The sequence below is a fragment of the Stenotrophomonas nitritireducens genome (assembly GCF_001431425.1).
Lineage (GTDB): Bacteria > Pseudomonadota > Gammaproteobacteria > Xanthomonadales > Xanthomonadaceae > Stenotrophomonas > Stenotrophomonas nitritireducens.
In genome coordinates this window covers 44,746-71,301 of record NZ_LDJG01000013.1, presented here as the reverse complement: position 1 = coordinate 71,301, position 26,556 = coordinate 44,746, and the positions used below count along the sequence as shown (strand labels likewise).

Below are 26,556 nucleotides of genomic sequence, written 5' to 3'. Positions count from 1 at the left end.
CGCCCTGCGGCGCCGTCGCGAGGCATTGGCCGGGCGGATCAGCCGGCTTCCTGCTCTTCTCCCTCGGCGGACGAGGGCGGCTGGTCGCCCACCGTCCACAGGCGCTCGAGCGCGTAGAACTCGCGCACGCGCGGCAGCATCACGTGGACGATCACGTCGCCCAGGTCCACCAGCACCCACTCGGCCTCGCGCTCGCCTTCCACGCCCAGCGGCATCACGCCCAGGTTCTTGGCGAAACGCACCACTTCGTCGCCGATGGATTTGACGTGGCGGGTCGAGGTACCCGAAGCAATGACCATGAAATCCGCGACGCTGGATCTGCCGCGGACGTCGATCTCCACGACATCCCTGGCCTTGAGTTCTTCCAGTCCGGCATGGACGGAGGCCAGCAGGGCCGGAACGGACGGCGGCGGATTGGGCAACTGGGTCTTGATGACTTGGGCTTCGGTGGTCAAAGCTGCGGAACTCGATGAATGAAGGGACGATTATAGAGAACCCGGCCGCGCCCGGCATTCACGCCGTAGCGCAGCCGTACAGGCCGTGGGCGGCGATGTAAGTGGCCACGGCCCCAGGCACGAGGCCACGCCAGTCGCCGCCGGCCGCGATCAGGCCGCGTACGGCAGTGGCCGATTCGGCCTGCAGCGGCTGGTGCAGGCGCCAGACCCATCCGGCCGGCCGCTCGCGCAGGCACGCGGCATCGACCGCCCAGGCATCGCGCAGCCGGGCGGCAAGCACTTCCGGCAATTGCCCGTCCAGCGCATTGCCGGGGCGGTCGGCAATCACGAGGTGCGCAAGGTCGAGCAGGTGTTCCCACGCATGCCAGGTCGGCAGGCCCAACAGGCTGTCGGCCCCCATCAACAGGGCCACCGGGGCTGTAGTGCCGATCTCGGCACGGATTTCGCGCAGCGTGTCCACGGTCCACGAAGGCACGCCCGGCTGGCGCGCGGCGCGCCGCAGCTCGCGGCGATCGACCTGCAGCCCCGGTTCGCCGGCAGTCGCCAGTTCCAGCATATGCGTGCGCTGCCGCGCATCGGCGCCCGGCGGCGGGCGATGCGGCGGGTCGGCGGCCGGCATCAGCCGCACCGGCGCGTTCAGTTCATCGCGCGCGCGGCGGGCGATGGCCAGGTGACCGTTGTGGACCGGGTCGAAGGTGCCGCCGTAGATCAGCAGCAGGCCGGTATCCGGCCGACTTGCGCCCGGCTCCGGAATGGACGCCACGGTCATCGCGTCCCGCGGGCCAGCAGGCGCACCGCCTGCGCTTCGGCCACGGCCAGCAGCAGGCGTTCCAGCGCCAGCCACGGATCGCCCTCGGCACGGCCCTTGGCCATGCGGTCGACCTGCCCGGCCTCGGCCACCAGGCGCTCCCAGCGCTGCGGCGCGGGATACCGTTGCAGCGCGCGCTTGAACGGCGCCTGCCGCGATTCCCAGATGCCGCGCGCCTTCATCTCGCCGGCGAGGTTGCCGCCGCTGGCCTGCACCCGCGCCAGTCCGGCGGTGATCAGCAGTTCGCGGATCAGGATCGGCGTCAGCGCGGCCACCGCCTCGCCCTCGGCGCGCAGCCCGGCAAGCATGCGGATGACCGCCGGCGGCTGCCCGGAGAATGCCGCCTCGACCAGCCGGAACACGTCGTAGCGCGCGGCGTCGGCGACCAGCGCCTCCATCTTCGCCACATCCAGGGTCTGGCCCTCGGCCAGCAGCGCGAGCTTGTCGATTTCCTGCGCGGCGGCCAGCAGGTTGCCTTCCACCCGCTCGCTCAGGCGCTGCACAGCGGCCGGCTCGGCGCGCAGCCCCCTGGCCCGCAGGCGGCGTTCGATCCAGTCGCCCAGTTCGTGCGGCTTGATCGCCCAGGCCACCGACAGCACGCCGATGCGCGCCACCGCGTCGGCCCATTTGCCGTGATGCGATTTGCTCCACTCGCCAGCGGTGATGAGCAGCACCACGTCGTCCGGCGGCTGCGCGCAGAATTGGCTGATGACCTCCGCGCCTTCCTTGCCCGGCTTGCCGCTGGGCAGGCGCAGCTCGACCAGCCGGCGCGCGCTGAACAGGCTCGGTGCATTGAAGCTGGACGCCAGCTGGCCCCAATCGAAATCGCGCCCATCGGCGTCGAACACCTCGCGCTCGCCGATGCCTTCGGCGCGCGCCCTGGCGCGTACCGCATCGGCCGCTTCCAGCACGCGCAGCAGTTCCGGGCCGGCGATCAGGTAGGCCGGGGCCAACGGCTGCGCGCCGGCCTGGCTGGCGAGCTGTTCGGGACGAAGCTCCATCGATTCAGCGCCCGTACGCCGGGGCAGCCAGGGTCGGCATGGGTCAGTCGCCCTTGCCGGCCGCCGGAGCGGCAGCGCGCTCCTTCTCCATCTGCGCGCGGACCACGCTGTCGATGCGCCGCAGGATCGAGGCGGACATTTCGCGGCGCAGTTCATCGGCGAGGATCTCGCGCTCGGTGGTGGTGCCGGTGGCGTCGGTCGGCTCGGACACGTAGTCGCGCGACAGCTCGATCACCTGCTCCGGCACCAGCACGCTGCCATCGGGACGATGAAAGGCGAAGATGACCGCGTAACGCAGGCTGAACTCCTGCGTGCGGCCCTGCGCGTCGATGGCGATGGGCAGGTCGCCCCAGCGCTCGGAGCGGATCTGCAGCCGGGCCGCGCCCTTGCCGGGCTCATCCTCGCCGACGACGACCGCGCCGGAGGCGTGCAACCCGCGTCCCAGCAGCTTGACCAGCTCGCTGTAGCGCACCGTCGATTCGACCTTCACCGCCGGCGTATCGTCCGGAAGGGTGAGCTTGTTGCGCAGGTGGAAACCGCAACCGGTCAGGCTCACGGCAAGGACGAGGGCGGTCAGGTATCGGGTCATGGACACAGTCTGGCGGAGCCGGCCGGGAGCGGCAACAGAAAACGGCCCGCATCATCGCCCATCGGGTGTGAGCGGGGATGAAACCACATCGCAGTCCCAGCTGTTCTGGAGCGGACACCATGCGTAAGACAAGCAAGACAGAGCCGGAGCATGCGCTCATGCGGCCGGGAAAGCATTTGCGGAAGCTGGTTGCCACTTCCATGCCCCCCAAGTTGGGGGGCGATCCGCGCGCGGCGCGGATGGGGGGCGCCGCAATAGACCGCAAGCCGCATCGGATGCCTAACGCGCCGCCGCGCGCCCGGATGGCGAACCACCCGAGCGCGCCGCAGGCGGATCAACCCGCCACGATATTGACGATCTTGCCCGGAACGATGATGACCTTGCGCACGGTGAGGCCTTCCAGGAACTTGGCCGCGTTGGGCTCTTCCTTGGCGGCGGCCTCGATCAGCTCGCGGCTGGCGTCGGCGGCGACGTCGATGGTGCCGCGCAGCTTGCCGTTGATCTGCACCGCCAGGGTCAGCGCGTCCTTGACCAGTGCGCCGGCATCGACCTGCGGGAACGGCTGGTCTTCCAGCAGCGTCTCGCCGTGGCCGAGTTCCTGCCACATCGCATGGCAGGCATGCGGGGTGATCGGGTTGAGCAGCAGCACCGCGGCCTGCAGCGCTTCCTGGCGCACGGCCCTGCCCTGCGCGCTGGCGTCGTCGAACTTGCCCAGCACGTTGAGCAGCTCCATCACCGCGGCGATGGCGGTGTTGAAGGCGTGGCGGCGGCCGTAGTCGTCGCCGACCTTGCCGATGGTCTCGTGGGTCTTGCGGCGGATGGCCTTCTGCCCGGCGTCCAGCGCGGCGACATCCAGCGCCGGGGCGCTGCCGTCGGCGGCATGCTTGTGCACCATGGCCCACAAGCGGCGCAGGAAGCGCGCCATGCCGTCCACGCCGGCCTCGTTCCACTCCAGCGACTGTTCCGGCGGCGCGGCGAACATCGAGAACAGGCGCACGGTGTCGGCACCGTACTTGGCCACCATCGCCTGCGGGTCCACGCCGTTGTTCTTGGACTTGGACATCTTCTCGGTGCCGCCGATCACTACCGGCTGGCCGTCCGTGCGCAGGGTGGCGCCGGTAATGCGGCCGCGCTCGTCGCGCACCACGTCCACGTCGGCCGGGTTGAACCAGTCCTTGGAGCCGTCGCTGTTCTGGCGGTAGAAGGTCTCGGCGATGACCATGCCCTGGCACAGCAGGTTCTGCGCCGGCTCGTTGCTTTCCACCATGCGCGCATCGCGCAGCAGTTTGTGGAAGAAGCGGAAGTACATCAGGTGCAGGATCGCGTGCTCGATGCCGCCGATGTACTGGTCCACCGGCAGCCAGTAGTTGCCGCGCTTGTCCACGGCCTCGCGCGCGCCCGGCGAGGTGTAGCGGGCGTAGTACCAGCTCGACTCCATGAAGGTGTCGAAGGTGTCGGTCTCGCGCTCGGCCGCGCCGCCGCAGTCCGGGCAGGTGGTCTTGCGCCATTCCAGGTCGGCCTTGAGCGGCGAACCGGTGCCGTTGAGCGTCACGTCCTCGGGCAGGATCACCGGCAGCTGGTCTTCCGGCACCGGCACCGCGCCGCACTTGTCGCAGTAGATCACCGGGATCGGGCAGCCCCAGTAGCGCTGGCGGCTGACGCCCCAGTCGCGCAGGCGGTAGTTGACCCGGCGCTGGCCCTGGGCCTTGCGCTCGAAGCGCTCGGCCAGCGCCTCGAAGGCGCCCTGGAAATCCAGCCCGTCGAACTCGGCCGAATTGACCAGTTCGGTTTCGCGGGACTTGTCGCCGTACCAGTCCTGCCAGCGGTCCGGATCGTAGCTGCGTTCGTCGTCGTTCTTCGGGTGCTTCAGCGCGATGACCTGCTTCTTCGGCAGGCCATACTTGCTGGCGAACTCGAAATCGCGCTGGTCATGGCCCGGCACCGCCATCACCGCGCCGGTGCCGTAACCCATCAGCACGAAGTTGGCGACCCAGATCGGCACCTGCTCGCCGCTGACCGGATGGATGGCCTTCAGGCCGGTGTCCATGCCGCGCTTTTCCTGGGTTTCCAGTTCGGCCTCGGAGACGCCGCCCTGCTTCAGCTCGGCCAGCATCGCCGCCAGCGCCGGGTTGCTCTTCGCCGCGTGCACCGCCAGCGGGTGTTCGCCGGCAATGGAAACGAAGCTCACGCCCATCACCGTGTCCGGGCGGGTGGTGAACACGCGCAGCGGGTCCAGCGCGGCGCCGTCCACGTCGCGCACGTCGAACTGGATTTCCAGGCCTTCGGAGCGGCCGATCCAGTTGCGCTGCATGGTCTTGACCGAATCCGGCCAGCCCGGCAGTTCGTCCAGGCCGTCCAGCAGTTCCTGAGCGTAGTCGGTGATGCGCAGGAACCACTGCGGGATCTCGCGCTTCTCGACCAGCGCGCCCGAACGCCAGCCGCGGCCGTCGATGACCTGCTCGTTGGCCAGCACGGTGTTGTCGACCGGGTCCCAGTTCACCACCGAGTTGCGGCGGTAGGCCAGGCCCTTGCGCATCAGCCGGGTGAACATGCGCTGCTCGTGGACGTAGTAGTCCGGCGTGCAGGTGGCGAACTCGCGCGACCAGTCGATCGCATAACCCATCGCCTTGAACTGGCCACGCATGTGCTCGATGTTGGCGTAGGTCCACTTGGCCGGCGCGGTCTTGTTCTTGATCGCGGCGTTCTCGGCCGGCAGGCCGAAGGCGTCCCAGCCCATCGGCTGCAGCACGTTGTGGCCGGTCATGCGCTTGTAGCGGCTGATGACGTCGCCGATGGTGTAGTTGCGCACGTGGCCCATGTGCAGCGCGCCGGACGGATACGGCAGCATCGACAGGCAGTAGTACTTGGGCTTGTCCGAGGTTTCGTCGACCTCGAAGGCGCGGGTGGTTTCCCAGTACTTCTGGGCAGCGGTTTCGACCTGCTGGGGATCGTAGATGTTGGTTTCGACGCTGGACATGAACGCGTTGGGACGGCGGCAAAGCGGGACAGCGTACCGCAGTGCACCAGAGTGCTCCAATCCGGTCCGCCCCGACACCTCCCGGAAAAAGCCGTTCCCTTCAATATCAATCGCTTGCGCAGCTCCACCCGGTATCGCCGGCGACACTCCCGGATGCCGCACCGGTTTCCTGCGCCGGGCCGCTATGCTGCCCTCTCCATCCCTGGGGAATGATGCCGATGCCGATCCGCCGCCACCTCGCCGTTCTCCTGCTGCTGGCCTGCGCGCCGGCCTGTGCCGAACCCGTCGCCGTGCACTGCGGCCGCCTGTTCGACGCGCGCAGCGGCCAGCTCAAGGGGCCGCATACGCTGGTGGTTGCCCACGGCCGCATCCAGCAGGTGCTCAGTGGTGCCGATGCCGATGGCGGCGGCGTGCGTTCCGTCGACCTGCGCGACAAGGTCTGCCTGCCCGGCTGGACCGACCTGCACGTGCACCTGGGCAGCCAGTCCAGCCCGCAGAGCTACTCCGAAGGCTTCCGCCTGGACCCGGTCGACTATGCCTTCCGCGCGGTCGGCTACGCCGAGAAGACGCTGATGGCCGGCTTCACCAGCGTGCGCGACCTCGGCGGCGAGGTCAGCCCGCACCTGCGCGACGCGATCAGCCAGGGGCTGCTGAAGGGGCCGCGCATCTTCGCCGCCGGCAAGTCCATCGCCACCACCGGCGGCCACGCCGACCCGACCAACGGCTGGAACGACCAGCTCTCGCACCTGATCGGCCCGCCCGGCCCCACCGAGGGCGTGGTCAATTCGGTGGACGATGCGCGGCAGGCGGTACGCCAGCGCTACAAGGAAGGCAGCGACGTCATCAAGATCACCGCCACCGGCGGCGTGCTCAGCTATGCGCGCTCCGGCGACGCGCCGCAGTTCACCGTGGACGAGATCAAGGCCATCGTCGATACCGCGCACGACTACGGCTTCCGCGTGGCCGCCCACGCCCATGGCACCGAGGGCATGAAGCGCGCGGTGCTGGGCGGAGTCACCAGCATCGAGCACGGCACCTACATGGACGACGAGGTCATGCGGCTGATGAAGCAGCACGGCACCTGGTATGTGCCCACCTTCTACGCCGGGCGCTTCGTCACCGACAAGGCGGCGATCGACGGCTATTTCCCCGAGGTGGTGCGGCCCAAGGCCGCGCGCATCGGCGCACTGATCAGCCAGACCGCGGCGAAGGCCTACCGCAACGGGGTAAAAATCGCCTTCGGTACCGACCAGGGCGTAGGCCCGCATGGCGACAACGCACGCGAGTTCATCTACATGGTCGAAGCCGGCATCCCCGCCGCGTACGCGCTACAGGCCGCCACCGTGCACGCCGCCCAGGTGCTTGGCGTGGACGACCAGGGCGTGCTGGAAGCGGGCAAGCGCGCCGACGTGATCGCCCTGGCCGCCAACCCGCTGGAGGACATCAACGCGGTGATGGACGTGCGCTTCGTGATGAAGGACGGGGTGATCTACAAGCAGTGACGGCCCTGCGCACGTCGCCGCAGGGAGTGCGCGCCGCGCCCGTTCAGCGCGGCGCGCGCCGCGCCAGCAGCGCCAGCCACAGCGCCCAGCCCAGGAACGCCAGCCGCTGCGCCATCGCCACCGGCATGACGCTGCCGAACACGAAGGCGCTGCACAGCATCCACACCGCGCAGGCCACGGCCAGCGTCGCCACCGGGCGCCATGCCGCATCCCGCGCGGCGCCCACGCGCAGCATCACCGCGCCGGCGCAGAACGCCACCAGCCACAACAGCCAGACGCTGGCATGCGCCTGGCTGGCGCGATTCCCGATGTCGTCCACGTCCAGCGGGAAAGCCCCCATCGCAGCGAAGGCCAGCCCGGCCAGCAGCAGCATCTGCCCGGCCACGCGCAGCGGGCGCGAAGCGGTAGCCGGCATCCGCAGCACCAGCCCCAGCGCGGCCAGCGCCGCCAGCACCCCCGGCAGCACGAAGCCCATCGCATTGAACATCCCGGCGCCGGGAACGCCGGTCGCGCCCAGCAGCGAAACCGGATGACGCATCTGGTCGTAGAACGGCAGGCGCGCGCCGAAAACCGCCAGCGCCACCAGCCACACCACCACCGACGCCGGTCCCGCCCAGCGCAGCATCTGTTTCCACACCATCCGCATCCGACCTCTTCGACGCCGGCGCATGCGCGCGCCCGCCAACGCCGGCGATTGTGAGGCCTGCGCCGACGCCACGCACGCCTGCGCAGACCGTGGCCGGTTCAACCGCCGATTCCCGCGATCTCCACGCGGCGATTGGGCGCCAGACAACGCACCAGCTCGGCATGCGGCGCCTTGCCGCATTCGACCAGCGGCTGCGCGCTGCCCTGTCCCTCGGCGCGCACGGAGCCGGCGGGAACACCGCGCGCCACCAGGTAATCGCGCACCGCGTTGGCGCGGCGCTGCGACAACCGCAGGTTGTAGGCGTCGCTGCCGATGCGGTCGGTGAAGCCGACCACGGTCAACGACACGGCGCCCATCCGCGCGCCCAGGCTGGCGACCACCTCGTCCAGCCGCGCCCGTCCCTTGCCGGAGAGCTCGGCGCTGTCGAATGCGAAGAGCGCATCGGCAGAAATCCGCAACGGCGGCGGCGGTGGCGCAGCCGGCGGCGGCGCCGGTGCCGCGGCGACCGGCGCTGGTTCAAGCAGGGCCGCACACGTGGCCGGCTTCCACGACTGCCCCACCGCCACGCCCTTGCCGTCGAAATGGATCTGGAACTGGCACTGGATCGGCGGCGCGCCTACCGTCCGCCGGAAGTTGAACAGGTAGTTCCATTCGCGCACCCCCCACATGCCTTCGCCGAAATGCGGCGTACCCAGCAGGGCGTACAACTGCTGCTTGTTCATGCCCGGCGCGTACTGACGCAATCCGTCCAGGCTCACGTAGGTGCCTCCGGCCGGATAGGCGCGGGCCGGGTCGGGAAAGTCCCCGCGCACCTGGGCGCTGCCACAACCGGCCAGCATCACCGCTGCCGCCATCGTCATCCACTTCGTGTTCATCGATGCTCCCCCCGCTCCGTTCAAATGCGCCATTCAAATGCGCCATGTCCACGGGGCCGGACCGGCCGGCCCCGGGGTCCGCTCACCACTGGATGCCCGCACCCACGGTCACTCCGCCATCGCCGCGGGTGTTGGCCGAGCCGCTCAGCTTGTAGATCCAGCGCCCGCCTTCGGTGACGCCGGAGATGCCCACCGCCATGCTGGATTCGCCATGGAAGGTACTGGCCGCGAACGAGGCCATGCGCCGGCCCGCTTCGGTCGGCTGCGGCAGACCGGCCATCGCCATCGCCGAGGCGATGCCGGCCGAGGCGCGGTTGTCGACCCGGTTGATGTCGCGGCCGATGTCGCCGAAACGTTGATCGGTGTAGTTCTTCGACCAGTCCATGACGTCCCCTAGCCCCTTGTTGAGTTGTGCCACGTTCACCGCGTCGGTGCCGGCCACGCCGGTACCGACGTTGTGCATCACCACGGCCTTCCCCGGCTGGCCCAGGGTCACGCTGCCGTAGTCGGTGCTGCCATCGCCGTTCTGGTCGTAGCGCACCGTGCCCTGCTGCGAGGTCTGCAACTGGCGCAGGTTCACCGCGTCCGTGGCCTCGCTGCCATCGGCCACGTGCGTGACCTGGCGCTCGTGGCCGGTGCTGCCGACCGATACCGAGTTGGCGCGGTCGGCCACCGAGCCGGCACCCAACGCGACGCTGCCGTCGGCCGTGGCCGTGGCGCCATCGCCCAGGGCGACGGACTGCGCGCCCGAGGCCGAGGACTGCGGACCGGCGGCCATGCTGTCCTGGCCGCTGGCCGATGCCGCGGCCTTGCTTGAATTCACCGCGAAATACGCGTTGCCGGCGCCGCCGGACTGGATGTTGTCGATGCGCTGGTTGACGTTGACGATCGAACCATCCAGCGCCGCCAGCGCGTCGCCCACGTTGTCGAGCACCTGCTGCTGGGTGCCGCCTGTCGCACCGATCGCGGTGATGCTGAAGCTCGGCCCGGTCCATTGCCCCGACGCGCTGTCGTAAGCCATCGACCCGCCCATCGCCGCCGCCACCGCACTGTTGGTGGTCGCCAGCTGAGAACCGTTGACCGCATCGGTGCTATCCGCGGCGACATTGCCCGCGGCGACGTTGCGCAGTGCCACGGCCGCACCGTCGCCGCCCAGGACGACTTCGTTGGTCGGCTGGCCGTTGGCGTCGGCGGTATAGCGTACCGCCAGCGGATCGGGGTTGCCGTTGGCGGGCGTCGTGGTGATGACCAGGCCACGCAGGTTCGCCAGCGAATCGCTGATCGAGCCGAAGGCCGCACCGAGGCCCGCATACGGGTTCAGGCTCAGCTGCCCGTTGGCGCCGATGGCGTTGAGCCCATAGGTCGGCATCGACAGCGCGCCATTGGCATCGAGCGTCGCGCCACCGCCGACCAGGGCCGCCAGCGACATGCCCAGGCCATGCAGTTGCCCGCCGTTGATCGCCTGCATGCTGCCGGCCGCCACCGTACCGGCGGCGAGGTTGCCCACCACCGTGCCCTGCGGCGCGTTGCCGCCGCCAAGCGTCACCCGGCCATAGTCGGGATTGCCCTGCGCATCGTCGTCATAGGTGACCGCGGACTGGCTGACCCCGGCGATCAGCGACAACGCACCCTTGAGCTGGGCCACGTTCACCGCATCGGTCAGCTCCAGGCCGGCAGCAACATGGGTGATCTGCCGCTCGCGCCCGGCCGAGCCAACCGCGACCTCGCCGATGGAGTTCTGCGGCGCCGCCAGGCCGAAGGCGGTGTAGCCATCCCTTCCGCCACGGTCGGCATTGGACTTGTAGCCCAGCGCCACGCTGTTGGCCTTGTCCGACGTGGCGCCCGCGCCGATCAGGGTCTGGCCATTGGCCGAGCCCGAAGCGCTGTCGCCGATCACCACCGAATGACCCAGGCGTGCGTCGTAATCGGCCGTCGGCACGCCATTGGCGCCGCCGCCCGCGCCGGGGAAGACCGTATTGGCATCCTGCTGCGCCAGGCGGTGCTCGGCGTTGGTGCCGATCACCACTTCCTTTGAGCCGTTGGCGTAGGCGCCATCGCCGATCAGCACCTGGTAGTCCTGCGCGGCGTTGACGCCCCAGCAGTCGACCTTGACCAGCCCCAGCCCCAGCGGGTCCGCGCACTTGGCCGCCCATGCCGGCGCGCCGTCCGGCAGCACCAGCCCCAGCAGTCCGTTGGGCTTGCCGTTGTTGATGTTGTAGATGTAGTTGCCCGACGTGACGCCGCCGATCAGCGTCATATGCGAATTGCCGCCGGTGGCCAGGCCGCCCAGGCCATCGAGCACCTGTCCGACCGGGCTGAGATTGACCATGGGCAGGCCCGCCACCGTGGTCACCGAGTACGCCTGCGCGATGTTGGCGTTGCTCATCGCCAGCCCGCCGTTGCGCACGTAACCGTCGCCACCGAACAGAGTCGACAGCGTGGGCCCGGCCAACTGGCCGACGGTACCGACCAGCCCGCCGTTGCCGACCACCAGGCCGGTCGGGCGCGCACCGGTCGCCGCGCCGCCACCCGCGGCCGCAGCCGGTTGCCCGGTCAGCTGGCCGACCACGTTGGACGCGCCGCCGGTCAGGCCGCCGGCGACGCCATCGATCACCTGCTGCAGTCCACCCAGCCCCGACGCGGAGCCGGCAAGACCCGACAACGTGCCGGTGACGGCTCCGGTCGCGGCGGATACCGTCCCGCCGACGGCGCCCAGCAGCGATTGCACGGCTCCGCCGACATTGCCCTGGCCCAGCGCGCCGGTCGTCGCCTGCAGGCCCTGCGTGGCGGTGACGACGGTCTGCGACAGGCCGTTGCCGAGCACGGCCGAACCGGTGAGCTGGCCGACCAGGGTGCCGGCCTTGTCGCCGACGCCCTCGAGGACCGGTGCACTGCCTTCGACCACGCCGTCGAGCAGCGCGCCGGCGTGGCTTCCCTTGACCAGCCCACCGGTCAGCTCCTCTACCGCGGTCGCGGTCGAGACCAGCGTATTGCGCAGGGGATTGCCGCCATTGTCGTCCCTGCCCGGCGACAGCACGCTGCCCAGCGCCTGCAGGCCCGCCTGCGCGGTACCGGCGATGCCGCCCGCCACGCCATCCTCCTTGAGGACCAGCGCCTGCGGCAGTTTGCCGGCGATGCCCGGCAGCGTCGCCACGGCCTTGGTCGCGCCGGTGACGACGTGCGCCACGGGCTTGACCAGGGTGGCCTTGGCCGCAGCCGTGACCTGCAGCGGGGGCGTGGAGGCAGCAACAGCCGCCACCGGCGCCGTCACCACCGCAACCGTCTGCGAAAGTGCCGGCACCGCCTGCCCGAGATGGCCGGCAACCTGCAGTGGCGCATGGGCGGTGGACGCCGCCGGTACGCCGGCAACGGACGCGCCCGGCATGGGGACCGCCGGCATCGAGGCATCCTGCGCGGCGTACTTGGCGACCAGCGCCTGCAGATCGTCCAGGCGCGCGTCGCCTGCCTGCGCCGGCGAGGCCATCGCGAGCATCAGCAGGCTTCCCATGCCCAGCGACACGCCCGTCCGGCCCGCCTGCAGGCGGCGCGCGCCGGCGTGCTTGCCCGCCGCGCTCGCCAGCTCCGAGCCCACGACGAAAGCATTCAGGGTGCGGTTCCATACCAGTCTGTAGATGCGATTCATGATGAGTCCCCGTGCAATGCGACTGTCCCGCCCCGATGGCTGGCTTCATCGCTTGGATCGCACTACATCAGGAACCAGCGGCACGCTTTGCCTGTATCCGGCACATCGCTATGGCTATCCGGCAAACCTGTGCGCACTCCCGGCAAGCCCATGCACGGAATCGGCAAACAGGGCCGATCGCGCCGGCTTCAAGGGTCGGAGAAGGTGCCCCGCATCAGGGTCTCGCTCGGCAGCTCGCCGAATACCCGCCGGTAATTGTCGGCAAACCGCGAAAGGTCCCACAGGCCGCAGCTCAGCGCGATCGACTTGACCGACTTGCGCCCGGCATCGGCGGAAGACAGCGTGCGGCATGCCTCGCACAGGCGCAGCATCGACAGGTAGCGCACCGGCGATATGCCGACCAGCTCCTCGAAGGCGTAGCGCAACGCACGTTCGCTGACGCCCGCCGCATCGCACAGCTCCTGCATGTAGATGTGCCTGCGGATGTTGGCGCGCATCATGTCCTCCGCGCGCCGCAGGATCAGGTAGCGCACGCGACGCGCGCGGCTGCTGACGCGGCGCTCCACCGGTCCATTGGCGAACAGTTCGCCTGCATGCGCATCGAGCAGTGCGTCGATCTCGTTCGAAGTCACCTCGCCGCAGCGGATGCGCTGCTGCAGGCCCAGGTAATGATCCTGCAGCGGCGGCAGCTCGCGCCCGCTGACCAGCGGCACGTCGAGGCCGCCGGCCTCAAGGCTGCCCAGATGACGGCTGGCGGCACGCTCCTGGAAACGCCGCAACGGCACCAGTACGAAAGTCACCCGACTGTTCGCCCCCAGCGCGAATTCGGTGATGCCTTCCGGCATCACCGAAATGATCCCGCCGGGCGACAACGGCACGCCATGGCACCAGCTGGTTTCCGGATCCACCGTTTCCATCCAGCCAAGCAGGCACCAGTCCACCGGCAGCATGAAACGCCCGCGCGTGCGTGCGGCGATCTCGAAGGTGCACAGCAGCGCCTGGTCGTGGACGAACGAGGTCACCGAGGCCATCGGCGGCTGGCCATCGAGCAATACCAGTTCGACGTGGCAGACGCGCAGGACGCCTCCCAACGTGGAAAGATCGAACGACTTCAAATGCCGATCGCAGATCATCGCATCCATGTGAACGCCCATGCCCGGACGGGTATCCCGTCGTAAGCCTGACCTCCGGATACGGCCGGCGCCCCGGCGCATCCCCCTTGATTGAGCTGCGGACTGGAAACCGCCTGGAAAACCACCCCACCCACTCCAGTTCCGCCAGCAATACATAACCAATATGCCGGGACGACCATGTATACGCCGGCCGCACAAACAGAGAAATACATCACATATATACACATCCGCAATATCTTGCCGAATATGTGTATGCACACCGCGCCCAGATTGGAATGATCCTTCCCGGGCATGCCTGCCATGCCAAAGGGGGATTACGGGAATATCGCCGACTATTATCCGGCGGTCCCGGAGCAGGTGCGTTCATCCCCTCCGGCCAGGCCACATGCCCGGGACAATCCCGGCGGGTGCAGCCCACCCGCGTTCGCCCGGCGCATTCCGGCGCGTTGCCGGCACCGGGCTTTCATGGAGAGCATCATGAACGCCAAGATCCGCAGGTTTTTCGCAGAAGAAGACGGTGTCACCGCGCTGGAATACGGCCTACTGGCCGCCGTGGTCGCCGGCGCGCTGGTGGTTGTCGCCGGTCCCGCGTTACGCGATTTCTTCACGGCGCTGTTCGCCCAGCTGACGGCAGCCGTCACCGCCGCGTTCGCCTGACGGGCACGCGGCCGTGCCTCCGCTGTCGGCAAGCATCGCGGTGATTCTGGGCCTACAGGTCATATATACCGACCTGTATGCCCGGCGCGTCCCCAACCGCGGGCTGCTGGCGGCGGCAATGGCCGGCATCCTGGCGATGCTGGTGCTGCCATCGGCTTCGACCGGCCTCGCCGACGCGATGGCTGGACTGCTGCTCGGCCTGGTGCTCCTGCTTCCGTTCCACCTGATCGGCTGGATGGGCGCCGGCGACGTGAAACTGTTTTCGGTACTGGGGCTGCTGTTGGGCGGCAGCGCCCTCCTACCGCTCTGGATAATCGCCAGCCTGCTTGCAGGGGTACACGCGACGACCTGGATCGCCGCGAAGAACGGGGTTTTCCCGGATTTCATCGCCAATTACCCACCGGCGATCCGCGCATATAGATTCGTGAATGAAAGCGAGCTGTCCAGGAAAATGAAAGCATCGCGCAAGGGACGCAGGGGAATTCCCTATGCCGCCTATCTTGGCGCCGCGACCCTGCTTATTGTTTTCACCGGGGTTTCACATGGATAAACAACCGAGCCATGGGTTCAATATAAAAAGGCAGCGCGGGGTGGTCAGCATCGAATATGCGCTCCTGCTGATGCTGGGGATAGTGCCGCTGCTGCTGGTTACCTTCACCGGGGTAATGATCTTCGCCGCTCAGCAGTCGTTGACCCTCGCCGCGGGGGAAGGCGCGCGCGCCGCCCTGCGCCATGGCGACGTCCCGGCGCGCCGCAGCAACGCCTGCCGGGCCTCGGCGCGCTCGATGCAGTGGCTGCTGAATTTTTCCGGCCAGGCTGCCGACTGCCAGGGGGCCGCGGCCGAGCCCATCGTCGTATCCGACGCCTACCTCTGCGCGGGCGACGGCACGACGCGCTGCATGCAGGTCAGCGTCTCTTACGACTACGACCGCCACCCCTTCATTCCCGGAACCGGGCGACTGCTGGGCTGGGTGATGGGCGAGCGGATGCGCAGCAGTGCCATCGTGCAACTGGATACCGGCAGCAACTGACGCCACACGTCTGCAAAGGGGAACAACCATGCCCAGGGCCATAAGAATCACGGCAATACTGCTTCTGGCGATCGCCGTGCTGCTGGCGATCATCGCCATCGGCATCGGGCGCCGTTCATCGCAGGCGGTGCAGGCCGCTTCGCCGGCTGTCGCGCAGGCGCCGCGCTACGACGTGGTCGTGGCGGCGAGGCCGCTGACGGCGGGCATGCCGTTGACCGCCAACGACCTCACGGTCGCCGCTCTTGCCCAGCAGCCTCCGGGCGCCTTTTTCTACGTGGGCGAGGTGACCGGCGGCGTCCTGCTGCAGGACATCGACGCCGGGCAGCCGATACCGCGCAGCGGGGTGTCGCGCGGCATCGCCCTGGCCCTGAATCCCGGCGAACGGGCGGTGGCGATACCGGTGGACGAACTGGCCGGCGCCGGCAACCGGGTCGCGCCGGGCGACCATGTGGACGTGTTCATGAGCCTGCCCGGCATGAACGCGACCGCGGGCTCCCGCCAGGGTGGCATGCAGGCGCGCCTGTTGTTGTCGCGCCTGCGCGTGCTGGGTTACGGCGAACGCGACATGCAGTCCGCCGCACCGCCCGCGGCCACTGCAGCGCCTGAAGAAACCAGGGCGCCGGAAACGGACAGCCGCGCCGCTTCCATCATCGGAAACGGCGGCGGTTCCAGCGGCGGAAGTGCCGCGACGCCGCCGGCGAGGACCGCGGTGCTCGCCGTTCCGGTGGAAATGATCGGACGCCTGCTGCTCGGCGCCCAGAGCGGAAAGCTGTTCCTGGCCCTGCGCAACCCGATCGATACCGCGATGGCCGACAACACGCTGTTCGCCGCACCCGCGCCGGTGCTGGCCTTGCGCCGCGGGCTGGATGGCATGGCGGCCGAAGAGGCGCAGCGCCCGGAAAACCAGGCGTTCGCGGGCGTCGATCTGGACGGATTGGCCGGCGCGAGGAGCGCGCCGCCCGCCGCTGCCCCGCAAAGGACGCTACCGCGCCGCGCTCCGGCTGGGGGCGGCATCGAGATCGTGCGCGGCTCCAGTCCCGCCACCCCGCTGTCATCGCCGTGAAAGGGAGTTCGACCATGGCAAAGCCTGCCCATCGCCTGCCACACGTCCTGCTCCGGTTGTCCCTGACCACCGGGGCGCTGGCCGCGGTTCTTCCGGCCATCGCCCAGGCCCAGATGGCGGCCGGCGAGTCGGTGCAGCTGGAACTCCACGAACAGCGTCCGTGGACCTTGCCCGCGGACGTGGAACGGATCGCCATCGCCGACCCGGAGATCGCCGATGTCACGTCCCTGCGCGACAAGCGCCACGTGCTGCTGATCGGCAGGAACGCCGGCAGCACCACCTTGATGCTGTGGCAGCGCCAGCAGCCCGCGCCGACCCGCATCCGCGTCGATGTCCGCAGCGCGGTGCAGCGCGGCCTGCTCGATGCCCGTTCCCCCGCCGTGGCCGTGCAGGACGGACAAGGGCTGCTGCAGGGAGAGACACCCACCCTGCTGTCGCACGAGGCGGCGCGCAAGGCGGTCGCCAGCGTGGTCGGCGAGAAGGGCGTCATCAACGACGTATCCACCATCGCCGGCGGCGGCGTGGTGCAGGTGGAAGTGAAGGTGGTGGAATTCAACCGCAGCGTGCTGCGCCAGATCGGCGTGAACTTCAGGAACACCAATGGCGGCTTCAGTTACGGCTTCACGTCGCCGTCCGGCGCCAGCAGCAACGGCGGCGCCCTGTCCTCGGCCTTCAAACTGGTCGCCAGCTCCCTCCCCCACAGCTGGAACGCCAGCATCGACCTGCTGCAGAGCAACGGCATGGCGCGCGTGCTGGCCGAGCCCACGCTGGTGGCCTTGTCCGGCCAGAGCGCGAGCTTCCTGGCCGGCGGCGAACTGCCGATCCTCGAACCGCAGGGACTGGGCACCACCACGGTGACGTTCAAGCCCTTCGGCATCGGCCTGACGGTAACTCCCACGGTGCTGTCGCCGGACCGCATCGCACTGAAGGTGGCCCCCGAGGCCAGCGACCTGGACTACACCCGCGGCATCAGCCTCGACGGCGTGCAGATCCCGGCCATCTCCACCCGGCGCGCGGACACCACCGTCGAACTGGGCGACGGCGAGAGCTTCGTCATCGGCGGGCTGGTTAGCAGCCAGTTGTCGTCGATGGTCAACAAGATCCCGCTGCTGGGCGACATCCCGGTGATCGGCTCGTTCTTCCGCAACCTGGACTACAAGCGCGAGGACAAGGAACTGGTGATCGTGGTCACCCCGCGCCTGGTGCGGCCACTGGCCAAGGGCACTGACATCCCGTTGCCGGGCCAGCGCGAGGCCAGTCCTCGCCTGCCGGTCTGGGGCTCGTGGCTGCTGCACCCGGCATCGCCCGACCAGCTGCCGGGCTTCTCGCGCTGACGCCCGCCATGCCGTCGGTCATGCCACTGCCGCTCATGCACCAGACCCCGAACCTGCAACTGGTGCTCTATGCCCCCGACAACCGCCACATGGCGCGGTTGGGCTCGACCTTGTCCGGGCATGCGCAGCTCACCTGGGTGGACAGCCGCGAGGTGTCCCCGCAGCAGCTGGCCAAGGTTGCCGCGGGCGCGCCGCTGGTCCTGCTCGACTACTGCGGCGGCAACGCCGGCTATTCGTCGGATCTGGCGCGGCAGCTGGCCGCCGCGGCCTGCCCGCTGCCGATGGTCGGGGTCGGAACCGAGGGGCCGGAACAGGCCCATCACCTGCTGGTGGCGGTGCGCGCGGGCGTGCGCGACTTCATCGACATCGACAACAACGCCCCGCAGATGCTCGAGGTGTTCGAGCGCATCACCCGCCTGCCGCTGCCTTCCCCCACGGCGGCGGCACCGGCACCTGTGGCGGCGCCCGCCGGGCGCCTGGTCCTGCTCCATGGGGTGCGCGCCGGCGTCGGCACCAGCATGCTCTCCGTCCATCTGGCGGCGCAGCTGGCCGCGCGCCTGGGCCATCCCGGCAGCGGCGGGCAGGCGGCCAACCCGGTCCTGCTGCTGGATCTCGGCCAGCCCAACGGCGATGGCGCACTCTATCTGGGCGTGGAAAGCCACTTCGGTTACGAGGAGGCGCTGCGCAACGTCGAGCGCATCGACCCCACCTTCGCCACCACCGCCCTGGCCCACCACGGCAGCGGCCTGGCGCTGCTGGGCATGGCCGGCACCGCCCTGCCGCCCGTGCACGAGCCGGCGGCCCTGCTGCGCCAGCTGCGCGGCATCTTCCCGCTGGTCGTCGCCGACACGGGCGGCATGCCGATGTCCCAGGTTCCTCCCGCGCTGCTGAAGCAGGCGCATGAAATCTGGCTGGTCGCCGACCAGGGCATCGGCTCGCTGGTTTCGCTGGACCAGGCCCTGCGCGACTTGGACCACCGCGAACTGCGCGACGAACGCCTGCACCTGCTGGTCAATCGCTACGACCCGGACGGCGGCCTGAGCGACCGGCAGATCGCCGAGCGTTTCGCCCTTCCGCTGCTGGCGACGCTCCCCGAGCGCAGCCGGGCGCTGCGCGCCAGCACCGGGCTCGGCCGCCTGCTCACCGAAAGCGCGCCGCGCGATCCCTACGTGCGCGCCCTGCAACCGCTGCTGCAACACCTGGCCGGCGGCCGCGACGCGGCGCCGATCACCTCCCCCATCGCCCGCCTCGTTTCTCTCCTGGGTCGCTAACCATGGAAGACAAAGTCACTCCGCTGCCGCAGCGCATGGCGCCCTCCGCCGCCGAGGCGGACGCGCCGCCGGGCGTGCCGTTCGACCAGACCGAGCAGTTCCAGAGCATGCTTTCGGCCGCGCACGAGTACCTGCTCAACCACATCGAGGACGAGCGGGTCGATATCGACGCCTGGGCGCCATCGACCATCGCCCGGTTCGTGCAGGCGCAGACCGCGGCCTTCGTCAAGGAATGGAAGATCCCGGTCAACGCGCAGGAGATGGAGACCGTCGCCATCGCGCTGCAGAAGGAACTGATCGGCTTCGGCCCGCTGGACGACCTGCTGCACGATCCGGAGATCGAGGACATCCTGATCAACGGCTACAAGGACGTACACGTCTCCAGCGGCGGCGTGCTGCAGCGCGCGCCGCAGCGCTTCAGCGACGACCGCCACCTGCTGCGCATCCTGCGCCGGATCATCGCCCCGCTCGGCCGGCGCCTGGACGACTCGAACCCGATGGTCGACGCGCGCCTGCCCAACGGCGGCCGCCTCAACGCGATCATCTCGCCACTGGCGGTCGACGGGCCGATGGTCTCGATCCGCAAGTTCCGCAAGGACCCGTTCACGCCGGACGAACTGCTCGGTCGCGGCGCGTTCGACAAGCCCATCTACGCGCTGCTCAACGCGATGGTGCGCGGGCGCTGCAACATCCTGATCTCCGGCGGCACCAGCTCCGGCAAGACCTCGCTGCTCAACGCGCTGGCCACCTTCATCCCGCACAACGAACGCGTCATCACCATCGAGGACACCGCCGAGCTCTCGCTCAACCATCCGCACGTGGTGCGACTGGAAAGCCGGCTGGGCGGTTTCGACGGCAGCGGCGCGGTCAACATCCGCGACCTGGTCCGCAACAGCCTGCGCATGCGTCCGGACCGGATCGTGGTGGGCGAGGTACGCGGCGCCGAAGTGCTGGAAATGCTGCAGGCGATGAACACCGGCCACGACGGCTCGATGGCCACCATCCACGCCAATTCGCCGCGCGACTGCCTGTACCGGCTGGAGATGCTGGCCGGCTTCGCCGGCTTCCAGGGCAGCGAGGAAAGCCTGCGCCGGCAGATCGCCAGCGCCATCGACTTCATCGTGCAGATCTCGCGCCTGGGCAGCGGCCGCCGCGTGATCATGTCCGTCACCGAAATCACCGGCGTCAGCGACAACATCATCAGCAGCCAGGAACTGTTCAAGCACGAAAGCTGGATCGACAACGACAGCCGCGAGCGCGACCGCTGGCTCGGCCTCGGCTTCCACCCGCATTGCCACAAGCTCGAGCCGTTCCGCATGGAGCTGCGCCAGGCCTCGCTTGGAGAACTGCCGTGAGCGGGGCACTGCTGGTGGCCAGCATCGCCCTGCTGCTGGCGGTTGGCGCCATCCACCTGTGGTGGGGCGTTGCCGCGCGCCAGCAGCAGCGCGCCGCTGCGCTGCACGCCGAGACCCGGCTGGCGCCGGCACCGGCCGCCGCGCCCGGCAATGCCACCATCGCACAACCGCCACGGCAGCGCTGGGCCGAACTGCTGCGCCGCGCGGGCCTGGACGACAGCCGCCGCATGCTCGCCCTGCTGTGCCTGCCCGCCCTCATCCTGCCGGTCGGCGCCGGCATCCGCATGGGCTCCGCGTGGTTCGGCGCGGTCACGATGGCGCTGTATGCCCTGGGCCTGGGCCTGTGGCTGCAGCGGCGCATCGAGAAGATCCGCCAGCGGCTGATCGCGCAGATGCCGGACTTCCTGGAAAACATGGTGCGCATGGCCGGCATCGGCAACAGCCTGTCGATGGCGTTCCAGAGCGCGACGCAGAACGTCACCCCACCGCTGCGCCCCATCCTCGACAACGCGCTGGGCTATACCCGCGCCGGCATGGACTTGGACCGCGCCCTGCTGCAGGCAGCGCAGGCGTATCGGCTGCAACCGCTGGAAATGCTGTCGGTGATCCTCGGCACCAGCATCCGCATCGGCGGCCGCAGCGACCAGATCCTGCAGCGCATGAGCGATTTCATGCGCGACCTGGAGGAAGTCCAGCGCGAACTGCAGGCAACGACCTCCGAGACGCGCATGTCGGCCTGGGTACTGGGCCTGCTGCCGGTGGTCTCGGCGCTGTTCATGGCCCTGCTCAACCCCGATTTCTTCCAGCCCATGTTCCATGAGCCGCTGGGGCGCAAGCTCCTGCTGCTGGCGGTCGCGCTGGAAGCGGGCGGCGCGTTCGTCCTGTACCGGTTGGCGAAATCGATATGAGCCGATATCCGTCCCCGCCGGCGCCGCCCCCCAGCCGCGAGACCGGCGCATGAACCTGCTCTTCGCCCTCGCCGTTGCCTGCGTGGCGCTGGCCCTGCTGCTGGCCGCCGCCGGCCTGCTGTTCCAGGACCGGCGTGCGCAGCAGGTCAAGGCGACGCTGCAGCATGCGCTGGATAATGCGCAGAAGGCGCCCGAGCAGGCATCACCGCCGCGTGGCCGCTGGCAGGCGCTGCTGGCCGAACTCAGCGCCATCGGCGAACACTTCGAGGGCAGTCAGCTGCAGAAGATGCTGCTGGCGCCCGAAGACCGGCTGCTGCTCGAACAGGTCGGCTGGAACCACCGCGCCGGCGCTACCGCCTTCCTGGCGCTGCGCGTGCTGCTGGCCGTGCTGCTGCCGGTGCTCGGCCTGCTGCTGATGCAGCCGCATGGCCTCCGCGCCGCGGCCCTGGTGGTCAGCGGTTTCGCGCTCGGCATCCTGCTGCCGAAGCTGGCGTTGCGCAGTTGGGCCGGCCGCCTGCGGCGCAGGGTCGACGAGGAACTGCCGTTGCTGATCGACCTGCTGCGCCTGCTGCAGGGCGTGGGCTTCAGCATCGACCAGAGCCTGCAGATGATCGGCGACAAGCTGCGCATGGCGATCCCGACGCTGGGAGGCGAGATCCGCAAGGCCAACGCCGCCTACACCCGTGGCCGCAGCCGCGCGCAGTCGCTGCGCCGCCTTTCCGAGGATTTCGGCAACGACGACCTGCGCAGCCTGATGCAGATGGTGCTGCAGGTGCACCAGCACGGCGGCGCGGTACAGGAGCCGCTCAAGCAGTTCGGCATGCGGCTGCGCGAGCAGCGGCGGATGAAGATGAAGGAAAAGGTGGGGAAACTGTCCGTGAAAATGACCGTGGTGATGATGCTGACCCTGCTGCCGGCACTGATGCTGGTGCTGTCCGGCCCGGCCATTCTTGCCCTGGCGAGCGCGCTCGCCGGGATGGGCAAGTCGTGAACCGCGCGGCGCTGCCCCCGCTGCTCGTCCTGCTGCTGGCGGCCTGCGCGCACGGCGGAGTGGCCTACCGCCAACCGCCACTTGAACCGACGCTGGAGCCGGCGCCGCAGGACGATCGCGGCATGTATCTGGCGCTGATCCGGCAGATGCAGGACCAGGGCGCCTATTACGCATCGCTGGCGCATGTGGACGCCTTCAAAAAACGCTTCGGCGACACTCCCGACCTGCGCATCCTGGAAGCCGATGCCCAGCGCGAGACCGGCAATGGCGATGCCGCCGCCGCGCTCTATCGCGGCCTGGTGCGCAGCCCGCAGGCCGCCCCGGCCTGGCATGGACTCGGCCTGGTCGCCGCCGCCGCCGGCGACCGCGACAATGCGCAGCTGGCGCTTGCCAATGCCGTGCGCCTGGAGCCGCTGGAGCCGCGCTACCTCGGCGATCTCGGCTTCGCCCTGCTGCAGTCCGGGCGCATCGCCGACGCGCGCGCGCCCTTGGCCAAGGCCGCCGAGCTGGCCCCCGACAGTTCGCGTGCGGCCGCCAACCTGGCGCTCTGGGCGCTGCTGTCAGGCCAATCCAGCCTGGCCGAGACGATCATGCGCGGCGCCCGCCTTTCCGGGCCGGTGCGCGATGAGGTCGCCCGCCTGTACGCCACGCTGCGTTCGCCGCCGGCCGCCCCGGTGCGGGCGCAGGCATCCCCGGCACCGCCGGTAGCCGCAGGCGATACCGTCCAGCGCCCGCCCGGCTCCATGCTCGAACGCTTCGCTCCGTCGTCCGACCGCTCCGATGAGGTGATGCCATGACACGTTCCCTCTTCACGCTGTGCCTGCTGCTGGCGATGCCGTGGTCGCCCGCGCGTGCCCAGCACCTTCCACTCACCGCGCGTACCGACATGCCGGCCACGCCGGTCGCCGCGACGGAACCGGCGATGCGGCGGGACACTGCGCCCTTGCCGGCCGCGGAAGCACCCGGGTTTGCGCCCGCGGGGATCGGCGAGACCACCCGCAGCCTGCTCCGGTTGCAGGCCGAAGGCACGCAGGCCGGCAACGCGCTGCCGATGCTGGGCGAAGCGGCGAGCCGCAGCTACCAGCGCTATCTCGACAGCTTCAAGCATCCGGTTCCCGAATACTTCGACGCCGCGCTGCCCACGTCGGGAAGTGGCCGGTCCAGCCGCTGAGGCCGCCATGACCACGCCACGTCCCCGACCACCGGCCCACGCGGGCGGTGCGCGTTCCTCCCAGGTCCAGCGCGGCGGCGGCTCGGTGATGATGATGTTGCTGCTGCTGGGCCTGGTGGCGATCCTCGGCCTGGTGGAGATCGGCCATCTCTATTGGGCCAAGCGCGAGGCGCAGAAGGTCGCCGATCTGGCCGCGCTCGCCGGCGCGCAGCGGCTGGGCTTGTGCAGCGCCGACAACCAGGACAACCGCGCCGCACGCCAGAACGCGATGGAACAGAACCGGTTCGCGGGCAGCATCACGATCCGCTGCGGCAACTGGGGTATCGCCAATCCGGCGGCGGACCATTTCCGCGAAGCCGTCGACAGCGACCATCCGCTCAACGCGGTCAAGGTCATCACGCGCCGTGCCGCCTTGCCGTTCTTCGGCCAGAACGCCGGCCTTCCGACCGTCCAGGCCGAGGCCGTGGCCAAGCTCACGCCGCCCAGCGCGGTGTTCAGCGTCGGCTCGCAGCTGCTTCGGGTCAACGGCAACTCGCCGCTGGGCAATGTCCTGCGCCTGGCCGGGGTCAACGTCGATACCGCCACCGTGCTCGCCTACGACGGACTGGCCCAGGCCAAGGTCACGCCGGCCGGCCTGCTGGAAGCCCTGGGCCTTCCGGTCGACGTCGACATGAGTGTGGCCGATTTCAACCGGTTCCTGGCGGCGAACAAGGTCTCGCTGGGCCGGCTGCTGAGCGCCACCACGACCGTGCTGGACCGCAACGGCATGGCCGGGCTGCGCCTGGATGCTCTGGCCAGCCGGATCGGCACGCAGCTGGACCTGGACAGACTCGACATCCAGCTCGGGAGCGCAGGCCAGGCAGGCGGCCTGTTCGCCGCGGTGGTCGCGCCCGACGGCACCATCGGCAGCGCGCTGCAGGCCGACATCAACGCGATGGACCTGGTGACCACGGCCATCGCCATCGCCTCCCGCGGCCGCGGCGTGGCCGTGGACAATCTCGTCATCGCCGGCGGGGTCGAGGTGCGCGCCGGCATCATCGAGCCGCCGTCGATCGCCATCGGCGGCATCGTTAATGGTGTCGGCCCAAGCGCCTACAACGCCCAAGTGCGCCTGGCGATCAACATCGACAGCGACAAGGTGCCGATTGCCGGCCCCCTCCTCTCCACGCTCGGAACACGCTTGAAACTGCCCATCTATGCCGATGTCACCAACGCGATGGGAACGCTGACCTCGCTGCAATGCGACCAGACGCCGCCAACGGCGACCATCCGCGTCGACGCCTCGGTACTGCGCACCTGTGTGGGCAAGGTAGCGGCGGCCGATGTGTTCTCCAGGCGCGATGTCTGCGACACCCATCTGCAGGACGAGCAGTTGTTGACCCTGCTCGGCGCCCCCTTGATCACCAACAGAATCAGCATCGATGCCCTGACCGACCGCCAGTCGCTGACGCTGGCCGCCGGGCAGACCGGTTCGACGCAGGTCAATCCCTTGGCGGTAGGCAATGCCATCGAGCACGTGGTGGACGAACTGCTCCGCGTCTTGGCGGGGACGCTCACCCCGGGCAATCAGGGAATGAACCAAGCCTCCACCGCCGGCCATCTTGCCGATCAATTCCTGAAAGCCGCCAACCCCGGCGGCGGCCGCTACGATGTGGACCGCACCATCAAGCTGATACGCGATGGCAATAAGCAGTTGGGAATCGAACCACTAGGCGATTGGAACGTCCCCAAGGGTGTGCCCTCGGCCTGTGGTCTGGGATTGCTGACCTGCTTCAATGATGGATCGGTCTGGGATGGGTTCCGCGCCACGGTCACGGGGCAGGGTCTGGGTGCCCTCGATGGTCTGCTCGGCACCCTGCTCGGTGGTCTGGTCGTCAACCGCTGCAGCAGTCTGATCAGCGAGCTGCTGAGCTACAACACCTGCGTGAAAGGCAACCTCACCTCCTACATCCAGACCGCACCCGCCGGCCTGCTGGACCAATATGGCGGCAGCGGGATAACGGCTCCGGGGGACACGGTGAACTGCAGCGGCATGCTGTGCCTGCTTCTCAAGCCGGCCCTGGCCGCTCTCAAACCCATCCTCAACAGCGTCGGCACCCTACTCTCCCGCACCTTGACCGAAGTGCTCGGGCTGGAACTGGGGCGCACCGACGTACACGTGCAGTCGATCCAGTGCGCCCCGGCGCAGCTGGTCTACTGATGGCGGCAGGCGTACGAAAGACAGCGACCGGCGATGGATTTCCGGCCGTTTTCCACATGCTAGACTCGGCGCCAATCACCGCCGGCATGGACAGTCCGGTGGTTGTCGCGATCCGGGGGATTCGAGGACTATGAGAACGATGGATACGTTGTCCGCGTGGCTGTGCTGCGCGCTGCTCGCACTGGCCGGCCTGGCCGCCACACCCGATGCGCATGCCGGGCGCTGGCAGCGCGGCGAGGCCGAAGTTCCCGCGGCGCCCGCCCGCAGCGAAGACAGCGCCATCGGCAATACGGTGAGCGACCTGCAGCGGCTGATGGGCAACCGCGAACTCACCGAGATGCGCACCACCTACAACGGCAACTACGGCGCCAGCCTGCTGTTCCATGCCGAGTCGCTGAACTACTACGTCGCCCTGTTCCATGAAAAGGAATTCTGGCGCGTGATCCGCACCGAATCGGCCGAGAGCGCCGAGACGCTGTACCAGACCTTCGCCGAACAGACCAAGGAACTGGCCCAGGTCTACCTGGACACCGTCCGCCTGCAGGCCGGCAAGGCCTACAGCGAGAAACTTGTCGCGCTCAACGAGCGGCGCCTGCGCGGCCTGCAGCAGGAAGTCGAGCAGCAGCGCCAGCAATCGCTGCAGGTCAGCAACGCCATCCAGGAACGCAAGCAGCAGGCGGTGGCGCTCAGCTCGGACCTGCGCGCCACCAACACCCAGCTGGAAGCGCTGAACCAGCAGATCAAGGCGCTGCAGGCACAGCAGGTCAACCCGGAACTGTCGCTGCCTGCCAGCGCCGCGGCGGCGCCCCCGGCGGTCACCGCGCCCGCCACCGTGGTGCAGGAACAGCCCGCGCATCATTGATCGGCTGCATCGCGCATAAGAACGGCCCGCCACACGGCGGGCCTTTCCCTGTGCGCCGTCCGGAAAGCCGGCGCGGCGCATCCG

Annotated in this window: 23 protein-coding genes; 14 read left to right on the top strand and 9 right to left on the bottom strand. The window is 69.2% G+C overall.

Annotated elements, in window-relative coordinates:
- Positions 1-38 precede the first annotated feature (38 nt).
- The 5 genes from rsfS to leuS form a co-directional block, all read right to left on the bottom strand.
- On the bottom strand, positions 39-455 hold the full coding sequence (rsfS, locus tag ABB22_RS09280; protein WP_055764651.1) for a ribosome silencing factor: 417 nt from the start codon (positions 453-455) through the stop codon (positions 39-41).
- A 58-nt stretch (positions 456-513) separates the two neighbouring features.
- Positions 514-1,224, bottom strand: a complete 711-nt coding sequence (gene nadD, locus ABB22_RS18175) for a nicotinate-nucleotide adenylyltransferase (RefSeq protein WP_055764649.1) — start codon at positions 1,222-1,224, stop codon at positions 514-516.
- Positions 1,221-2,264, bottom strand: coding sequence for a DNA polymerase III subunit delta (gene holA / locus ABB22_RS18170; protein WP_055764647.1), 1,044 nt, complete (start codon positions 2,262-2,264; stop codon positions 1,221-1,223). The genes nadD and holA overlap by 4 nt, the downstream gene beginning before the upstream one ends.
- A 43-nt stretch (positions 2,265-2,307) precedes the next feature.
- Positions 2,308-2,853, bottom strand: coding sequence for an LPS-assembly lipoprotein LptE (locus ABB22_RS09265; RefSeq protein WP_057505197.1), 546 nt, complete (start codon positions 2,851-2,853; stop codon positions 2,308-2,310).
- A gap of 334 nt (positions 2,854-3,187) precedes the next feature.
- Positions 3,188-5,830, bottom strand: a complete 2,643-nt coding sequence (gene leuS / locus ABB22_RS09260) for a leucine--tRNA ligase (protein WP_055764643.1) — start codon at positions 5,828-5,830, stop codon at positions 3,188-3,190.
- A gap of 218 nt (positions 5,831-6,048) precedes the next feature.
- On the opposite strand from leuS, the gene ABB22_RS09255 reads away from it, so the two are divergent.
- Entirely contained in the window at positions 6,049-7,332 is a 1,284-nt protein-coding gene (locus ABB22_RS09255) for a metal-dependent hydrolase family protein (RefSeq protein WP_152984101.1), read from the top strand.
- A gap of 43 nt (positions 7,333-7,375) precedes the next feature.
- Here the strand turns inward: ABB22_RS09255 and ABB22_RS09250 are convergent, their stop codons facing one another.
- The 4 genes from ABB22_RS09250 to ABB22_RS09235 all read right to left on the bottom strand — a co-directional run bounded on the left by ABB22_RS09250 (position 7,376) and on the right by ABB22_RS09235 (position 13,638).
- Positions 7,376-7,957 carry a DUF998 domain-containing protein gene (locus tag ABB22_RS09250; RefSeq protein WP_244481338.1) on the bottom strand — a complete coding sequence of 194 codons (582 nt, stop codon included), beginning with the start codon at positions 7,955-7,957 and terminating at the stop codon, positions 7,376-7,378.
- 119 nt (positions 7,958-8,076) lie between these two features.
- Positions 8,077-8,853, bottom strand: coding sequence for an OmpA family protein (locus tag ABB22_RS09245; RefSeq protein ID WP_055764638.1), 777 nt, complete (start codon positions 8,851-8,853; stop codon positions 8,077-8,079).
- 82 nt (positions 8,854-8,935) lie between these two features.
- Positions 8,936-12,496: an ESPR-type extended signal peptide-containing protein gene (locus ABB22_RS09240; protein WP_057505195.1), complete on the bottom strand. Its 3,561-nt coding sequence runs from the start codon at positions 12,494-12,496 to the stop codon at positions 8,936-8,938.
- A gap of 188 nt (positions 12,497-12,684) precedes the next feature.
- Positions 12,685-13,638, bottom strand: coding sequence for an AraC family transcriptional regulator (locus ABB22_RS09235; RefSeq protein WP_235504200.1), 954 nt, complete (start codon positions 13,636-13,638; stop codon positions 12,685-12,687).
- A 468-nt stretch (positions 13,639-14,106) separates the two neighbouring features.
- Here ABB22_RS09235 and ABB22_RS09230 point away from each other — a divergent pair, with 468 nt between their 5' ends.
- The 13 genes from ABB22_RS09230 (at position 14,107) to ABB22_RS09170 (ending at position 26,472) form a co-directional block, all read left to right on the top strand.
- Positions 14,107-14,286 (top strand): Flp family type IVb pilin, encoded by a 180-nt coding sequence (locus ABB22_RS09230; protein WP_057505198.1) that lies wholly within the window; start codon positions 14,107-14,109, stop codon positions 14,284-14,286.
- A gap of 13 nt (positions 14,287-14,299) precedes the next feature.
- Entirely contained in the window at positions 14,300-14,836 is a 537-nt protein-coding gene (locus tag ABB22_RS09225) for a prepilin peptidase (protein ID WP_244481337.1), read from the top strand.
- The gene (locus ABB22_RS09220) at positions 14,829-15,317 is read left to right on the top strand and encodes a TadE/TadG family type IV pilus assembly protein (protein WP_057505193.1); all 489 of its coding nucleotides are present in this window, start codon (positions 14,829-14,831) and stop codon (positions 15,315-15,317) included. Before ABB22_RS09225 ends, ABB22_RS09220 begins: the two co-directional genes overlap by 8 nt.
- A 28-nt stretch (positions 15,318-15,345) precedes the next feature.
- Positions 15,346-16,380 carry a Flp pilus assembly protein CpaB gene (cpaB, locus tag ABB22_RS09215; protein ID WP_057505192.1) on the top strand — a complete coding sequence of 345 codons (1,035 nt, stop codon included), beginning with the start codon at positions 15,346-15,348 and terminating at the stop codon, positions 16,378-16,380.
- A gap of 14 nt (positions 16,381-16,394) precedes the next feature.
- Positions 16,395-17,714 (top strand): type II and III secretion system protein family protein, encoded by a 1,320-nt coding sequence (locus ABB22_RS09210; RefSeq protein WP_057505191.1) that lies wholly within the window; start codon positions 16,395-16,397, stop codon positions 17,712-17,714.
- Positions 17,715-17,734: 20 nt separating this feature from the next.
- The gene (locus tag ABB22_RS09205) at positions 17,735-18,985 is read left to right on the top strand and encodes a CpaE/TadZ family protein (protein ID WP_057505190.1); all 1,251 of its coding nucleotides are present in this window, start codon (positions 17,735-17,737) and stop codon (positions 18,983-18,985) included.
- A gap of 2 nt (positions 18,986-18,987) precedes the next feature.
- Positions 18,988-20,340 carry a TadA family conjugal transfer-associated ATPase gene (locus ABB22_RS09200; protein WP_057505189.1) on the top strand — a complete coding sequence of 451 codons (1,353 nt, stop codon included), beginning with the start codon at positions 18,988-18,990 and terminating at the stop codon, positions 20,338-20,340.
- The gene (locus ABB22_RS09195; protein WP_057505188.1) at positions 20,337-21,248 is read left to right on the top strand and encodes a type II secretion system F family protein; all 912 of its coding nucleotides are present in this window, start codon (positions 20,337-20,339) and stop codon (positions 21,246-21,248) included. Before ABB22_RS09200 ends, ABB22_RS09195 begins: the two co-directional genes overlap by 4 nt.
- Positions 21,249-21,297: 49 nt before the next feature.
- On the top strand, positions 21,298-22,239 hold the full coding sequence (locus tag ABB22_RS09190; protein ID WP_057505187.1) for a type II secretion system F family protein: 942 nt from the start codon (positions 21,298-21,300) through the stop codon (positions 22,237-22,239).
- Positions 22,236-23,036, top strand: coding sequence for a hypothetical protein (locus tag ABB22_RS09185; protein ID WP_057505186.1), 801 nt, complete (start codon positions 22,236-22,238; stop codon positions 23,034-23,036). The genes ABB22_RS09190 and ABB22_RS09185 overlap by 4 nt, the downstream gene beginning before the upstream one ends.
- Entirely contained in the window at positions 23,033-23,410 is a 378-nt protein-coding gene (locus ABB22_RS09180; protein ID WP_057505185.1) for a DUF3613 domain-containing protein, read from the top strand. The genes ABB22_RS09185 and ABB22_RS09180 overlap by 4 nt, the downstream gene beginning before the upstream one ends.
- A 7-nt stretch (positions 23,411-23,417) precedes the next feature.
- Entirely contained in the window at positions 23,418-25,610 is a 2,193-nt protein-coding gene (locus ABB22_RS09175; RefSeq protein WP_082443482.1) for a TadG family pilus assembly protein, read from the top strand.
- A 139-nt stretch (positions 25,611-25,749) separates the two neighbouring features.
- Complete coding sequence (locus ABB22_RS09170; RefSeq protein ID WP_235504199.1) at positions 25,750-26,472, top strand: DUF2968 domain-containing protein; 723 nt, start codon at positions 25,750-25,752, stop codon at positions 26,470-26,472.
- The last annotated feature ends 84 nt before the right edge of the window (positions 26,473-26,556 follow it).